The following is a 15,581-nucleotide window of genomic DNA, read 5'->3' as shown; positions in this document are numbered from 1 at the left end:
TCATAAAATAAACTTGTGCTCCCCAAAAAAAAAAGCCCCCCCCCGGGGGGGTGCGATCTTTTTGCAACAGTGTGAAGCCGTGAGACTTACACGGAAGCGCCTGCGGCGCTTACACCGAGTAGTACATATCGAACTCGACCGGGTGCGTGGTCATCGCCAGGCGCTCGACTTCCTCGCGCTTCAGCTCGATATAGGCGTCGATGGCGTCGTCGGAGAATACGCCGCCCTCGGTCAGGAAGGCGCGGTCCTGATCCAGTGCGTCCAGGGCCATCTCCAGGCTGGAGGCAACGGTCGGGTACTCGGCCAGCTCTTCCGCCGGCAGGTCGTACAGATCCTTGTCCGCCGGGTCGCCGGGGTGGATCTTGTTCTTGATACCGTCCAGGCCGGCCATCAGCATGGCCGCGAACACCAGGTAGGGGTTGGCGGTCGGATCCGGGAAGCGCGCTTCGATGCGCTTGCCTTTCGGGCTCGGCACATAGGGGATGCGGATGGACGCGGAGCGGTTGCGCGCGGAGTAAGCCAGGATCACCGGTGCCTCGAAGCCCGGTACCAGGCGCTTGTAGGAGTTGGTGGAGGCGTTGGCGAAGGCGTTCAGGGCGCGCGCGTGCTTGATGATGCCGCCGACGTAGTAGAGGGCGGTTTCGGACAGGCCCGCGTAGGCGTCGCCGGCAAACTGGTTCACGCCGTCCTTGCTGAAGGACATGTGGATGTGCATGCCGGAGCCGTTGTCACCCACCAGCGGCTTGGGCATGAAGGTGGCAGTCTTACCGTAGGCGTGGGCCACATTGTGCACGGCGTACTTGAGGATCTGCACCTCGTCCGCTTTCTTGGTCAGGGTGTTGGCGCCGACGCCGATTTCACACTGGCCGGCGGTGCCCACTTCGTGGTGGTGCACTTCCACGCGCAGTCCCATCTGCTCCATGGCGGAACACATGGCGGCGCGCACGTCGTGCAATGAGTCGACCGGCGGAACCGGGAAGTAGCCGCCTTTCACGCCCGGGCGGTGACCGATATTGCCTTCGGCAAAGCTGGCACCGGAGGACCAGGCGGCCTCTTCGGAGTTGATCTTGTAGAAGGCGCCGCCCATCTCGGCACCCCAGGTGATGTCGTCGAAGACGAAGAATTCGGGCTCCGGGCCAAACAGGGCGGTGTCGCCCAGGCCGGTGGACTTCAGGTACTCCTCGGCGCGCAGCGCGATGGAGCGCGGGTCGCGCTCGTAGCCCTGGCCGGTGGACGGCTCGACGATGTTACAGCGCACGATCACGGTGGCCTCGTCGGTGAAGGGGTCGAGGAAGGAGCTCTCGTCGTCCGGCATCAGGATCATGTCGGATTCGTTGATGCCCTTCCAGCCGGCGATGGAGGAGCCGTCGAACATCTTGCCCTCTTCGAAGAACTCGCCGTCAACTTCCGACGTCGGAATGGATACGTGCTGTTCTTTACCCTTGGAATCGGTGAAGCGCAGGTCTACCCACTTGGCTTCAGCCTCTTTGATCAAACCGAGCGTTTTTGCTGACATTGGAATCCTCCAGGTCTTGAAAAGTAATTTGTCGCTACAACCCTTCTGTAGCATCTAGTGAAGCAAGGAGTGTGCCAAATTGGGGCAACGCCGTCGGAGCTGCAATTGCGCCGTGCGCATACCGTCGCGCGCGGCCAACCGGGGCAGAATAGAGGCAAAGTGGCCGCCCGGCCACAGGTTGTCGCACCAAAATGACGCACATTGTGGCGCAGGCGCACCAGAGATGTGCATGACCAACTTTTCGCCAGCTAGTTTATAATGCCGCACCTCAATCCCACAGGCGGTACCCCACGGAATCCCATGCACTTCGTCGTCAAGTTTTTCCCCGAGATCACCATCAAGAGCAACCCGGTGCGCAAGCGCATGTCGCGCCAGCTCAAGGACAACCTGCAGCGCCTGCTGAAGCAGCTGGATGACCGCATCCAGGTGCGCAAGGACTGGGAGAAGATCGACGTGATAGCGCCGGATGCGGTGGCGCATCTGGGCGAGCGCATCGAGGAGGTGCTGACCCACACGCCGGGCATCGCCAACTTCTCCCGCGTGCAGCAGTTCCCCCTCGGCGACCTGCAGGATATCTACGAGAAGACCCTGGGTGTCTGGGGCGAGGCCCTGGCCGGCAAGACCTTCTGCGTGCGCGTGAAACGTACCGGTGACCACGACTTCAAGTCCCTGGACGTGGAGCAGTATGTGGGCGGCGGCCTGAATCAGAATACCGATGCCGCCGGCGTCAAGCTGAAGAACCCGGATATCACCGTGAAGCTGGAAATACGCCACGACAAGCTGAATGTGGTGGAACAGCTGACCCAGGGCCTCGGCGGCTTCCCGCTCGGCACCCAGGACCCGGTACTGTCGCTGGTGTCCGGCGGCTTCGACTCCACCGTGGCCAGCTACCTGACCATCAAGCGCGGCATCCGCACCCACTTCCTGTTCTTCAACCTGGGCGGGCGCCAGCACGAGCTGGGCGTCAAGGAAGTGGCCTTCTACCTGTGGAACAAGTACGGCGCCTCCCACCGGGTGCGCTTCGTCACGGTGCCCTTCGACGAGGTGGTGGCGGAGATACTGGAACAGGTCGACGACTCCTATATGGGCGTGATCCTCAAGCGCATGATGCTGCGCGCCGGCTCGGTGATCGCGAAGGAGCTGGATGTGGACGCACTGGTGACCGGCGAGGCCATCGCCCAGGTGTCCAGCCAGACCCTGAAAAACCTGTCGGTGATCGACAGCGTCACCGACACCCTGGTGCTGCGCCCGCTGATCACCAGCGACAAGACCGACATCATCCGCACCTCGCGCGAGATAGGCACCGAGGAGTTCGCCGCGAACATGCCCGAGTACTGCGGCGTAATCTCGGTGAAGCCCACCACCCGCGCGAAAATGGAAAAAGTGGAGAACGAGGAAAACCGCTTCGACTTTACGGTACTCGACCGCGCCATCGGCAATCGCGCCATGCAGAATATCGACGAGGTGATGGAGGATGTGCGCGGCGAGATTCCCGACGTGGAGGTGGTCGCCGAGCCCCACGGCCAGGTGGTCATCGATATCCGCCACCCGGACGAGGAGGAGCTGGATCCGCTGGAGCTGCCCGGCACCGACGTGGAGACTATCCCCTTCTACCGCCTCAGCAACGCCTTCCGCAAGCTGGACGGGGACCGCAGCTACCTGCTCTACTGCAAGCGCGGTGTCATGAGCAAATTGCACGCGTCGCACCTGCTGGATGAGGGCTATCGCAATGTGGGCGTCTTCAGACCCGAGGAACCACACGCGGGCAAATAGCTCCAGGAAAACGGTACGGGCCAACTTTACCCCGCAGGTAATATCGGCCTGTACCGACACAGCCCCGTCTTTCCCCCTGCCTTCCATCCCCGTCGCAACAGCGCCAGAAATTACCCGCCGGGTAATATAATTTTTTACCCGACATTTCGGATCTGACGGTCAAAAACAGGGGTTTTATTACCTCCAAGATAAAATTTTTTCCCCGTTGACGGGAAATCAAAAAATAATCCGGTGCGCTGCTGTTTTTTGAATTTCCCTATGCTAATAATTTCTCCCGAACAACGGCGGAACCCGTTTCGCCGCGCGCAAAAATTCCAATAAAAACCCAATAAATATAATTACGGGAGAAAGCGATGTTCCGGATTGAGAAACTGCCGCTGGCAATCCGCCTGCTCAGCCTGCCCATAGCCACTGCCACCGCCCTGCCCACGCTCGCACAGGACGCCGGGAACCACCGCGAACTCGAGGAAGTGGTGGTCACCGCGCAGAAGCGCGAACAGAACCTGCAGGACGTGCCCGTCGCGGTAACCGCGGTCAGCGGCGAGCAGCTGCAGGAAGCGGTAATCAAGGATATTTTCGACCTGCAGACCAACACCCCCGGCCTGGTGGCGGGGCAGAACCAGACCAACACCACCTCCAATTTCGCCATTCGCGGCATAGGCACCTCCGGGCAGAACTTCGGTCTCGAGTCCTCCGTGGGCCTCTACGTCGACGGCATCTACCGCTCCCGTCCCAGCTCGATGATCAACGAGCTGGTGGATATGCAGGCGGTGGAAGTGCTGCGCGGCCCCCAGGGCACCCTGTTCGGCAAGAACACCCCGGCCGGCGCCATACAGTTTCGCACCAGGGCGCCCGGCCACGACACCGACGGTTTCGTATCGGTGACCGCCGGCAACTACGGCCTGCTCAATACCGCCGCCGCGGCCAACCTGTCGCTGGTCCCGGATGTGCTGGCGCTGCGCGCCACCGGATTCAGCGGCCAGCGCGACGGCTATGTGGACGCATCGGTCGACGGCGAGACGAAGGACGTCAACAATCGCGACCGCTGGGGCGCGCGCCTGCAGGCGCTTTACACCCCCAGCGACCAACTGTCCGCGCGCCTGATCGTCGACAAATCCGAAATCGACGAGATCTGCTGTGCGGCGCTGACGGTGGTGGACAGCCTGCAGAACGATGCCGGCACACCCGGTCCCTCGGCGATATTGCAGGGTCTCGGCGGCACTGTGTTTGGCGGCGACCAGTTCGAGGACTACGAGACGGCGCTGAATATACTGCCGGTATCCCGCGGCGAGGACAGCGGCGTCTCCCTGGAGGTGAACTGGGAGTTTGCCGAGCGCTGGACCCTGACCTCGGTCACCGCCAGCCGCGACTACAGCTCCTACGACATCATCGACAGCGACTTCGGCGATGTGAATATCATCTCCACGGTCAATGATTCCGAGCAGAGCGCCTTCTCACAGGAACTGCGCCTGACCTTTGCCGGCGAGCGCAGCAACGCGGTGCTGGGCGCCTACTACTTCGACCAGGAGGTGGCGCTCGACTACCAGGTGGCCAACCACGGGCGCGTCAACGACTTCCTGGTCCCGGCCCTGGGTCTCGGCGGCCTGATCGACGGTATCAACGCCTTCGCCGGGCTGACCGGTGTGGCCGCCGCCGATCCCTATATCGAGGGCTACAGGGCCCCGCACCACGCGGAGCAGGAACACCAGAGCTGGGCCCTGTTCGGCCAGTTCGACTACAGCCTCAGCGACGCCCTGACCCTGACCCTGGGCCTGCGCTACACGGAGGAAGAGAAGTCGCTGCTGACCGCCTTCTCCGAGTGGGACAACGACCAGCCGTGGGAATGGCAGGGCGCGCCACCCAGCATAGACGCCCTGTTCAATGCCTCGGGAAGCGGCTACCTGCAGCAGATGGGCGCCGCCGCGGCCATCAACGACATCCCCACCCTGCTGACGCTGGCCGGCGACCCGGATGTGCAGGCCGCCTTCGCGCCCTTCGGCCAGCGCGGCTGGGGCAACTGGCTGTTCGCCGCCAACTCGCCGCGCCAGGACATAGACGCCGACATCACCGACGGCCAGGTAACCGGAACGGTCAAGCTGAGCTACGCGCTGTCGGCGGACTCGCTGATCTACACCTCCTACGGCAGTGGCTACAAGTCGGGCGGCACCAACACCGACCGCATCGCCATCGGCTTCGACCCGCTGTTCGACGCCGAGAACTCCAGCGCCTTTGAAGTGGGCATCAAGTCCGACTTCCCCGAGCAGGCACTGCGCCTGAACCTGGCCCTGCACCACACGGTGCTGGACAACTACCAGGCCAACGCCTTCACCGGCGACGGTTTCAACCTGCAGAACGCCGGCGAACTGCAGTCCACCGGCGCCGAGGCGGAAGTCTTCTGGGCGCCGATGGACAACACCACCGTGACCGCTGCCTACGCCTACACCGACGCCACCTTCAAGGAGTTCAGCAAGGGCAACTGCTGGGTAGCCACCCCCTGGCACACGGGCGTAGCGGATCCGGGCCAGACAGATCCCAATGTCAGCGTCTGCGACCGCACCGGCGACCCCCTGGCCAATACGCCCAGACACTTCCTGACCCTGGGCCTGCGCCGCGACTTCGCCCTGACGGCCGGTATCGACGGCCATATCTACGGCGAGTACAGCTACAGGTCCGACGCCATGACCTCCAACGTCAACGACCCGCTGATGGAGCAGGAGGCCTTCGGCCTGCTGAACCTGCGCGCCGCGCTGCAGTTCGCCGACTACGACGCCGACCTGACCCTGTGGGGCCGCAACGTCACCGACGAGCGCTACCGCCGGGTCAACTTCGACGCGGTGATCCAGACGGGCACGGTGATGGCCTACCCGGGCGAGCCGCGCAGCTACGGCCTGAGCCTGAACAAGCGTTTTTAAAGATCTCCCAGGAAACAGTTCCTCGCAGGTAATGTTGCTCCACTTACGGGACCGCTCGGCGGTCCCTTTTTTATCGGGCTTTGCAGGCCCTTGCTTTAGGGGAAATCCCATGGGCCCAACCAACACCTTCGCGCTGCTGCTGGGGCTGCTGGTTTTCACGGAGGCCGTCGCCGCGACAGAGCTCCGCCACACGGCGCCAGACACGGTTTCCGACGGCTGGCAACAGGTATTTGCATCCGCCCCGGATCCGACCCGGGGACCGGAAATGCCGGCGGCCGACGACCTGGAGGGCTGGGGAAAAATCCAGTCCCAGGTGGAAAGCACCCTGGTCGCGGCGGGCGACAGGGCGGTGGACAGGTACCGGGTTGCGGTGGAGCGGCGCACACTCGGCGGCGTGCCAGTGGCCGATATCAGGCCGCGAGGCTGGAAAGACGACGGGCGGCTGCTGGTTTACACCCACGGCGGCGCCTACACCTTCTACAGCAGCCGCAGCGCCATGCCGAGCAGCGCGCTGGTGGCCGCCAGCACCGGGCTGCGGGTGATCTCCATCGACTATACGCTCGCGCCCCACGCCAGATGGCGGCAGGTCACCGACCAGGTGCTGGCGGTGTTCAGGGCACTGAACGCCGAGGACCACCCGATGGAGCGCGTCGCGATCTACGGCGATTCCGCCGGCGGCGCCCTGGCCGCGGGCGCGGTGCTGAAAATGCGCGACCGCGGCCTGGACATGCCCGCCGCCGTGGTGCTCTGGTCGCCCTGGGCGGACATCTCCGAGACCGGCGATACCTACGCCACCCTGAAAGATGTGGAACCGCGCTACACTTACGCGCGGCTGCTGGGTCCCGCCGCCGCGGCCTATGCGGACCCTGCGGAGCAGAAGCATCCCTATGTGTCACCGGTATACGGGGACTTCTCCCGCGGCTTCCCGCCCACCCTGATCCAGGGCGGCACCCGGGAGATCTTCCTGAGTAACTTTGTGCGCCTGTACCAGGCGCTCGACGGCGCCGGGCAGGAGGTACAGCTGGATATCTACGAGGGCATGCCGCACGTGTTCCAGCCGACACTGCCGGATTCTCCGGAGAGCCGTCGGGCGCTGGGGAAAATGCAGGCATTTCTCGACCGCCACCTGGACACGGGCTAAACCACTGCCCCCCTTTTGCCGTCAGACAGGACAGCCCTGGAGCCCGGGCAGGTGCTCCCGGCTGGACTCGTAGGAAATGATTCCTAACAGGTGATATTGCTGGACCTGAGGGGCTGCCGGGCCCCGCTTTCCTATGCATTTTTCCCGCTTCTTCCGCACATCGGGCGCGGCGGCCAGTTTTTGATCAACTTTTATTCGATTCCCGCTCCCATTTGTCACGCTTCGCCTCTATAATCGCCGCCTTTGGCCGGACCCCCGCTGTAAAACAGCCCCGCCCCACCCATTTCACGCGTTATGCCCAGAGGCCCCCAGTGATAGAGAAGTTGCGCAATATTGCGATCATTGCCCACGTTGACCACGGCAAGACCACCCTGGTGGACAAGTTGCTGTCCCAGTCCGGAACCCTGGACCGCCGCGACGAGGGCGCCGAGCGGGTCATGGATTCCAACGACCAGGAGCGTGAGCGCGGCATCACCATCCTGGCCAAGAACACCGCCATCCGCTGGAACGACTACCGCATCAATATCGTCGACACCCCCGGGCACGCCGACTTCGGCGGCGAAGTGGAGCGGGTGCTGTCCATGGTGGACTCGGTGCTGCTGCTGGTGGACGCGGTGGACGGCCCCATGCCGCAGACTCGCTTCGTAACCCAGAAGGCCTTCGAGCAGGGCCTGAACCCGATCGTCGTGATCAACAAGATCGACCGCCCCGGCGCGCGCCCGGACTGGGTGATGGACCAGGTGTTCGACCTGTTCGACAGCCTCGGCGCCACCGACGAGCAGCTGGACTTCCCGGTGATCTACGCCTCGGCCCTGAACGGCATCGCCGGCCTGGACGACACCGACATGGCGGACGACATGACGCCGCTGTTCCAGATGATCGTCGACAAGGTGGAGCCGCCCAAGGTGGACCAGAGCGGTCCCTTCCAGATGCAGATCTCCGCCCTGGACTACAACAGCTACGTCGGCGTGATCGGCGTCGGCCGCATCACCCGCGGTACCCTCAAGCCCAACCAGCAGGTGGTGGTACTGGACCGCGACGAGAAATCGCGCAAGGCCAAGGTACTGCAGGTGATGGGCTACCTGGGCCTGGAGCGGATGGAAGTGGAACAGGCCAGCGCCGGCGATATCGTCTGCATCACCGGTGTCGGCGAGCTGAACATCTCCGATACCCTGTGCGACCCGGAAAAGCCGGAGGCACTGCCAGCCCTGTCCGTGGACGAGCCCACCGTGAGCATGACCTTCCAGGTCAACGACTCCCCCTTTGCCGGCCAGGACGGCAAGTTCGTGACCTCGCGCAATATCAAGGAGCGCCTCGACCAGGAGCTGATCCACAATGTGGCACTGCGCGTCGAGCAGGGAGATTCTCCGGATAAATTCAAGGTTTCCGGGCGCGGCGAGCTGCATCTGTCCGTTTTGATCGAAACCATGCGTCGGGAAGGTTTCGAGCTGGGCGTATCCCGCCCGGAAGTGGTGCAGAAGGAAGTCGACGGCGAGATTCACGAGCCCTACGAGGAAGTGGTGATCGACGTCGAGGACCAGCACCAGGGTTCGGTGATGGAAGAGCTGGGCCTGCGCAAGGCCGACCTGACCAATATGGAGCCGGACGGCAAGGGCCGCGTGCGCCTGACGTTTATCGTGCCGTCCCGCGGCATGATCGGCTTCCGCTCCCAGTTCCTGACCATGACCAGCGGCTCCGGCATCATGACCAGCATCTTCGACCACTACGGCCCGGTGAAAATGGGCGACGTGGCCAAGCGCAACAACGGCGTACTGGTCAGCATGGTCAACGGCAAGACCCTGGCCTACGCCCTCTACGCGCTGCAGGACCGCGGCCGCCTCTTCCTGGGCCACGGCGAGGATATCTACGAGGGCCAGGTAGTGGGCATTCACTCGCGCAACAACGACCTGGTGGTAAACCCCACCAAGGCCAAGCAGCTGACCAACGTCCGCGCCGCCGGCACCGACGAGGCCCTGACCCTGACGCCGCCGATCCGCCACACCCTGGAGCAGGCGCTGGAGTTTATCGAGGACGACGAGCTGGTTGAGGTGACCCCGAACCACATCCGCCTGCGCAAGAAAGTCCTGCAGGAGAATATGCGCAAGCGCGCGAAGAAGTAGTGGTGAGTGGTTGGCGGTGAGTGATCGCTGCGACAAGCTGCGCGACGCTCAAATTACCCACCAGCTGCACACTTCGGAAAACGGGCCCATCGGGCCCGTTTTTTTGTTTGAGCTCTCCCTCAGTTCGTCATACCGGCGCAGGCCGGTATCCAGATCGCGGTGGCACCTGGTTTCCGGCCTGCGCCGGAATGACGACAGTAGGGTGCTGAGGCGAACCTTGTGTCCGCCCGCTCCGGGACCGCCGAGCGCCAATCGGGCAGGCGGCACCAGGGATTCAGCGCCTGCCAAACGGCCGCGGCCGAACCCAAAACCAGCTGGTCACCACCAGTGCCCCGAACGCCGTGTAGCAGACCACAAACACCCAGTCCGGCAGCCGGTAGTACAAAATGCTTTCCAGCCAGTGGGATATAAAGGAACCGGAGTAAACCTCGTCACCCGCGCGCTCGCGCAGCGCCATCTCCCAGATGGTGAGAGGGCAGATAACACTGAGCCACGACTGCACCACTACCACGCCTATGGCAGTGAGATGCAGCAGGCGAAACCAGGGGTTGCGCACCCAGGACCAGGCGCGCAGCCCGCCGAGCAGGATAAGCGCAAGACCGAGGATAACGAAGGCGACGAAGAGCACGTGGGTGCAAAGGATCGCGTCCGCCGCGAAGAGATAGAATCTGGACGCTTCCATGGTGTACCTAATTCACCTGATACCCAGTTCTGCCGGGCCGCAGCCCTAGCACACTCGACGGGAACCGGCTGGTGGTCGCCCCCAATTATTGATTGATCCCGGTCCCTTCGGTCTCGCCAACCGGGTTGTACCTGGGAGACATCGACAAGCCTGGCCGCTCATCATCCCAAATCATGTTCGCAACTTTCCAGGACTGGCCATCATTGTAAAGCTGGATACTATTAATACCGCGCTTGAGGAATTTTTCCTTATCGCCGTCGCCCCATGCCTCGTAAGTGCTGAATGCATGAGCGATATTTCCAAACACTTCGATGATGTTGTTTATTTCCTGCTCATAGAAGGCTCTTCCGTCCATAAGCTTTTGAAAGTTAGCCGGATAGTCCTGGATGCTCATCACCAAAGCTTGCGGATTACCGTTTGCATCGATCGAAGTACGTATCATTTTTGCGTAGGGGGTGAATAACGCAGACAGCCTTTTCCAGTCCCGCTCGAACCCTTCAGGCCCTGACACGAGGTCATACAGTTCACCCAGTAATTTTTGAATTTCTTCCACAGCCTGCATGAATCTCTCCCTGTAAGACCTTCCATTGATATTGCGGCTTAAAGGGCCATCATTTCACGGCCCGTATCCCACGGAGAAAATGTACGCCCGCATGTCGTCAAATTCAATAAACGTCAAACCTCGATCCAAAGTCGCACAGTCGTGCCGCTCCTGCTGATGCTGACGATCAAGCGCCAAAGAAACGCTTCTCCACCCGCCGCCAGTCCCCCAGCGCCGTCGGCGTGTGCAGGCACACCGTCAGCTTGTCGAAATCCCCCGCCTGCGCGTGCAGCACCTCCAGCGCCTGGTGCGCGGCAATGGTGTGGGGGAAGCGGTTGGTGCCGGCGCCGAGGGCCGGGAACAGCAGCCTCTTCAGTCCTTTCTGCCGCGCCAGGGCCAGTGCGCTCTCGTAGCAGCGCCGCAGCTGCACCAGCGACTGGGCACCCCACTGGTCGCCGCTACTCCACTGGGGTGTCACCGTGTGCAATAGAAATTTTACCGGCAGGCCGTAGGCGCGGGTGATCCTGGCCTCGCCCACGGCGCACTCGGGTTGCAGGTCACAGGCCGCCGCCAGGGCCGCGCCGCCGCGTTCGTAGACCTGGGCCGACAGGCCGCGTCCGCAGATCAGGTGTTTGTGCGCCGGGCACACCAGTGCGTCGCCGCGCAGGGCCAGGATATCCCCGCAAGTCAGTTCGATTTTTGCCACGGTTTCTCAATTTCGCGCTTTTGGTTACTGATACTGTAGCGCGGCACTTTGGTGCCGCCCCGAATCACAATATACTGACTGCCCCTCCATGTCTGCGCGCCCCACCCATGGCAACTGCGGCAGGAGACAGCCCACAGGGTTAGAAGAAAAATGAAACCGCGCCCGGTGCGCGGCTCCGGGTCGGTTGGAAGTAGTGACCCGCACTATTTACAGGGACCCCCATGAACTCAGGGTACAACAACCAGAACCTGGCTTTTCGCGACCCGCTCGAAGAGGCGCGCCAGATAGAGCTGCGCCGGCGCATCCAGGCCTCGGCCTATATGCTGATCTTCTCCATGGCCATCACCGGCGCCATGGCGGTCATCGCCCTGACCGGCGGCGACCTGTGGCAGGCCACCACCCTGTTCGGCGTGGCGGTGCTGATTCTCGGCGCCTATATCACCGTCAACCTGGTGGGTCCGAGCAGGAAGACGCCGCTGCTGGTCGGCACCCTGCTGCTGGTGCTCTATTTCTACCTGCTGCTATCCGGCGGTGTAAACAATACCGGCCTGATGTGGGCGGTGATGCTGGTGCCGGGCTTTATCAACCTCTACGGCTACAAGGGCGGCACCGCCGCGCTGCTGGGTATAGGCGGCGCCACCACACTGGTGCTCTTCTACCCGGACTTCCCGGGCCTCACCGCCGAGTACGACACCGCCTACCGCGCGCGCTTTATCGCCGTGTTTGGCGCCCTGACCGCACTCACCGCGCTGCTGGACAGCAGCCGTCACCAGACCCAGAAGCTGCTGCACCGGCTCACCCAGGAGCTGGAGGACCGCGCCTCCACCGACGCGCTGACCGGACTGGCCAACCGCCGCGAGGCCTACCGCGCCATGAACGAGCTGGAGCGGCGCAACCGCCACCTGACCGGTCGCTACGCGGTGCTGATCGGCGACCTGGACAACTTCAAGACCATCAACGACACCTACGGACACGCCTTTGGCGACCGGGTTTTGCAGGACGTGGCCGAGACGCTGCGGGACAACACCCGCGCCGACGATATAGTGGCGCGCTGGGGCGGTGAGGAGTTCCTGGTACTGCTGCCGAATACCGACCTGCAGGGCGGCGGCATACTGGCGGAGAAGCTGCGCGACCGGGTGGAAGCCCTGAGCCAGAAGTACGATCCGCCGGTGACCATCTCCATCAGCTTCGGCGTCGCCGAGGGTGACCCCGCCAGCGCCACCCACGGCCAACTGCTGGCCGAGGCGGATGCGCGCATGTACCGCGCCAAGGACGGCGGGCGCAACCAGGTGGTGGCAGTCTAGCGAGCGCCTGCGGAAGCCGCCCGCTGCACGGCGGACGCAATTGGCATCACATTCGACCAGCTCTCCGCCGCCCCGCGGTTAAAATGCCTGCCAGCCCACCAACAAAAACAACGGGGCGGCCCCATGCAAAGTCACCCGGCGGAAACCGCCGCCGTATCACCAAACCGCTGGCTCGAACACTGCGCAGCGCGCCTGTCGGGTCTCAGTGCGCTGATCACCCCGCGCCATTGTCTCTACGCACTGCTCTATGGCCTGGTGATTGCCGGCGCCTTGCTGCGCGTCGATTACATAGTGCAATTCAACCCACTGGATCATATCTGGAGCGATCCGCAACGCCACTGGGAACAGGGCACAGACACTTTGCGCAGCGATCCCATGGCGCTGACCGACCCGGTGCTCTACCAGCTCTATATCGGCGCGCTGGGCAAGCTCACCCTGATGAACCCGCTGCTGGTCGCCTTCTACACCTCCCTGTTGTCCCTGTGCACCCCCTGGATCTGGTACCGCTTCCTGCGCGAGTTACAGCCGGGCAGGCTGGTTGCACTGGGCGGCTGGGCAGCGCTGTCGCTGCTGCCCTCCTGGATCGCCATCTACGGCTATTTCATGCAGGAGACACTACTGCTGCCGCTGCTCGGCGCCGCCCTCTACGCCAGCTGGCGCTGCCGGCGCAAGCGGACGCTGGGCAGTTTCCTGCTGATGGCCTTTCTGTGGGCCCTGGCCGGGCTGACCCGCGGCATAGCGATTCCTCTGGCGGCGGTGACCTGCAGCTGGCTGTGGCTGGAACAGGAAGACAAACTGCGCAAGGCCGTCTATTCGGCGCTGATACTGACGCTGATACTGGGGCCTCTGGCCGTGCGCAGTTACCAGCAGATGCAGCTCCTGGCCCCGCACGGCATCGGCAAGCTGGTATCCATCTACACGCGTTCCGGCAAGCAGAGAATCAACATCAGCTACGAGCGCGACGGCGCCCGCTGGAGCTACTGGTTCGCCTCCCCGGCCACCGGCGAGCGCCCCCTGGCACCGCTGTCCGACTGGACCACGGCGCGGCGCGGTACCGCGGAAGTGCATATCGACCTGGATCGCGGCGGGGAAGACTGGCACAGGGCGAAACTGGATTACCCGATGACGGTTTCCAACTACCTGTGGATCACCCGGGAAAACCTGGTCTACCTTTTCTTCGGCGCCTCCTGGCCCGACAACAACGGCGAGCGGGCGCTGCACAGGGCCAATATCCATATGCGCTGGATCTGGGCGCCGCTGGCGCTGTTGCTGATCGCCGCCACGGCGATCTACTGGCGCAGGCTGGGCGGCAGGAGGCTGCTGCCGGTGCTGCTGCTGGTGTGGGTACTGGTGCAGGGACTGCTGCCGATCGCCGTCAACGAGGGGCGTTATCGCAAGCCCGGCGAGGGATTGCTGCTGGCCTGTTCGGCATTGCTGCTCGGCACATTGCCAGCAAACGCCCGCAAACGGCGCGAGCACGGTGGGCCCCGGAACCATGATTGAGTGGCTGTTGCAACTGCGCTTTGTGCGCTTTGCCGCTGTGGGGGCGGCGGCGACCCTGGTGCAATTCCTGTTGCTGGCGTCGCTGGTCGAAATATTATCGACGCAGGCGGTCATCGCCTCTGCGGCGTCCTACCTGACGTCGGCCGGCATCAACTACTGGCTCAACTACCGATTCACCTTTTCCAGCAATATCAGCCATTGGCGCACGCTGCCAAAGTTTGCGCTGGTGGCCATGATAGGGCTGGCCGTGAACACCTGCAGTTTCGCGCTGTTAGTACTTGTATTCCACTATATCCCCGCACAGTGTGTCGCCACGGGAATCACCCTGTTCAGTAATTTCGCACTGCACCAGCTCTGGATTTACCGGAGGTCAGAATGAAGCTTTCCCTGGTTGTTCCCGTCTACAACGAGGAAGAGACGATAGCCCTTTTCTACAGCGCCGTAAGAAACTCGGCATTACTCGCCGACCACCAGATCGAAATTGTATTTATCAACGACGGCAGTACCGATGAAACGGAGCTGGTTGCCACCTCCTTAGCCAGCCGGGACCCGCAGGTGGTGCTGCTCAATCTGTCGAGGAATTTCGGCAAGGAAGCCGCGCTGTTTGCCGGCATAGAACACGCGTCCGGCGATGCGATCATCCCCATGGATGTGGATCTCCAAGACCCGATCGAAGTGATACCCGAAATGATCGCAAAGTGGCAGGACGGTGCCGATGTGGTCCTGGCAAAACGCGTCGACCGCAGCAGGGACGGCTATCTCAAACGCCGCAGTGCCAGTTTGTTTTACAAAATAAACAATTCCGTCTCCGAAACAAAGATCGAGGAGAATGTCGGCGACTTCCGGCTGATGTCGCGCCAGGTGGTGGAATCCATCAGGCAACTGCCCGAGCGCAAGCTGTTTATGAAGGGTATTCTGAGCTGGGTGGGATACAGGACGGCGATCGTCGAGTACGCGCGCGCCGAGCGCGTGGCCGGAAAGTCCAAATTCAATGGCTGGAAGCTGTGGAACCTGGCGCTGGAAGGCATTACTTCCTTCAGCACCGTTCCCCTGCGCATCTGGACCTATATCGGCCTGAGCATTGCGTTTGTATCCCTGATCTACGCCGCCTGGATGGTCGCCGACAAGTTGATCTGGGGAAACCCGGTTCCGGGCTACCCCTCACTGATCACCGCCGTCCTGTTTCTGGGCGGTGTGCAGCTGATCGGTATCGGCGTGATCGGCGAGTACATCGGCCGCATTTATATGGAAACCAAGGCCAGGCCGAGATACATCATCAGGGACACTGTGAATTTCGGATCAAACGGCACTGCTGGGAAAAGTCGTCGCGCACAATTGGAGTCCATCGCCGACGCTTAATCGTTTCCACCGTGTGATTGTCCG

At 62.6% G+C, this 15,581-nt stretch carries 12 protein-coding genes; 8 read left to right on the top strand and 4 right to left on the bottom strand.

The genetic code is table 11. The annotated features are described in order from the left end of the window. Positions 1-109: 109 nt before the first annotated feature. Positions 110-1,516: a glutamate--ammonia ligase gene (gene glnA / locus IG627_RS18880; RefSeq protein WP_193194554.1), complete on the bottom strand. Its 1,407-nt coding sequence runs from the start codon at positions 1,514-1,516 to the stop codon at positions 110-112. A gap of 300 nt (positions 1,517-1,816) precedes the next feature. On the opposite strand from glnA, the gene thiI reads away from it, so the two are divergent. From thiI to typA, 4 genes are all read left to right on the top strand, one after another. Continuing rightward, positions 1,817-3,289 (top strand): tRNA uracil 4-sulfurtransferase ThiI, encoded by a 1,473-nt coding sequence (gene thiI / locus IG627_RS18875; RefSeq protein ID WP_193194552.1) that lies wholly within the window; start codon positions 1,817-1,819, stop codon positions 3,287-3,289. 353 nt (positions 3,290-3,642) lie between these two features. Then, entirely contained in the window at positions 3,643-6,201 is a 2,559-nt protein-coding gene (locus IG627_RS18870) for a TonB-dependent receptor (RefSeq protein WP_193194550.1), read from the top strand. A gap of 109 nt (positions 6,202-6,310) precedes the next feature. Further along, the gene (locus tag IG627_RS18865; protein WP_193194548.1) at positions 6,311-7,342 is read left to right on the top strand and encodes an alpha/beta hydrolase; all 1,032 of its coding nucleotides are present in this window, start codon (positions 6,311-6,313) and stop codon (positions 7,340-7,342) included. Positions 7,343-7,653: 311 nt separating this feature from the next. Next, positions 7,654-9,462, top strand: coding sequence for a translational GTPase TypA (gene typA, locus IG627_RS18860; protein WP_193194546.1), 1,809 nt, complete (start codon positions 7,654-7,656; stop codon positions 9,460-9,462). Between the two features lie 274 nt (positions 9,463-9,736). Here typA and IG627_RS18855 read toward each other — a convergent pair whose 3' ends face one another. The 3 genes from IG627_RS18855 to IG627_RS18845 form a co-directional block, all read right to left on the bottom strand. Continuing rightward, complete coding sequence (locus tag IG627_RS18855) at positions 9,737-10,144, bottom strand: DUF2784 domain-containing protein (RefSeq protein ID WP_193194544.1); 408 nt, start codon at positions 10,142-10,144, stop codon at positions 9,737-9,739. An 85-nt stretch (positions 10,145-10,229) separates the two neighbouring features. Beyond that, a complete protein-coding gene (locus tag IG627_RS18850) occupies positions 10,230-10,706 on the bottom strand; it encodes a hypothetical protein (RefSeq protein WP_193194542.1) in 477 nt (158 codons plus the stop codon). Between the two features lie 166 nt (positions 10,707-10,872). Continuing rightward, positions 10,873-11,391 carry a macro domain-containing protein gene (locus tag IG627_RS18845; protein WP_193194540.1) on the bottom strand — a complete coding sequence of 173 codons (519 nt, stop codon included), beginning with the start codon at positions 11,389-11,391 and terminating at the stop codon, positions 10,873-10,875. A 221-nt stretch (positions 11,392-11,612) separates the two neighbouring features. Here IG627_RS18845 and IG627_RS18840 point away from each other — a divergent pair, with 221 nt between their 5' ends. The 4 genes from IG627_RS18840 to IG627_RS18825 all read left to right on the top strand — a co-directional run bounded on the left by IG627_RS18840 (position 11,613) and on the right by IG627_RS18825 (position 15,557). Further along, the gene (locus IG627_RS18840; RefSeq protein WP_193194538.1) at positions 11,613-12,695 is read left to right on the top strand and encodes a GGDEF domain-containing protein; all 1,083 of its coding nucleotides are present in this window, start codon (positions 11,613-11,615) and stop codon (positions 12,693-12,695) included. A 123-nt stretch (positions 12,696-12,818) separates the two neighbouring features. Further along, positions 12,819-14,198, top strand: a complete 1,380-nt coding sequence (locus IG627_RS18835; protein ID WP_193194536.1) for a glycosyltransferase family 39 protein — start codon at positions 12,819-12,821, stop codon at positions 14,196-14,198. After that, positions 14,191-14,577, top strand: a complete 387-nt coding sequence (locus tag IG627_RS18830; protein ID WP_193194534.1) for a GtrA family protein — start codon at positions 14,191-14,193, stop codon at positions 14,575-14,577. The genes IG627_RS18835 and IG627_RS18830 overlap by 8 nt, the downstream gene beginning before the upstream one ends. After that, complete coding sequence (locus tag IG627_RS18825; protein ID WP_193194532.1) at positions 14,574-15,557, top strand: glycosyltransferase family 2 protein; 984 nt, start codon at positions 14,574-14,576, stop codon at positions 15,555-15,557. Before IG627_RS18830 ends, IG627_RS18825 begins: the two co-directional genes overlap by 4 nt. The last annotated feature ends 24 nt before the right edge of the window (positions 15,558-15,581 follow it).

The sequence above is a fragment of the Microbulbifer taiwanensis genome, from assembly GCF_014904815.1.
GTDB classification, from domain to species: Bacteria; Pseudomonadota; Gammaproteobacteria; order Pseudomonadales; family Cellvibrionaceae; genus Microbulbifer; species Microbulbifer taiwanensis.
The sequence above is the reverse complement of the archived record's forward strand: the minus strand, read 5'-3'. Positions and strand labels throughout refer to the sequence as shown.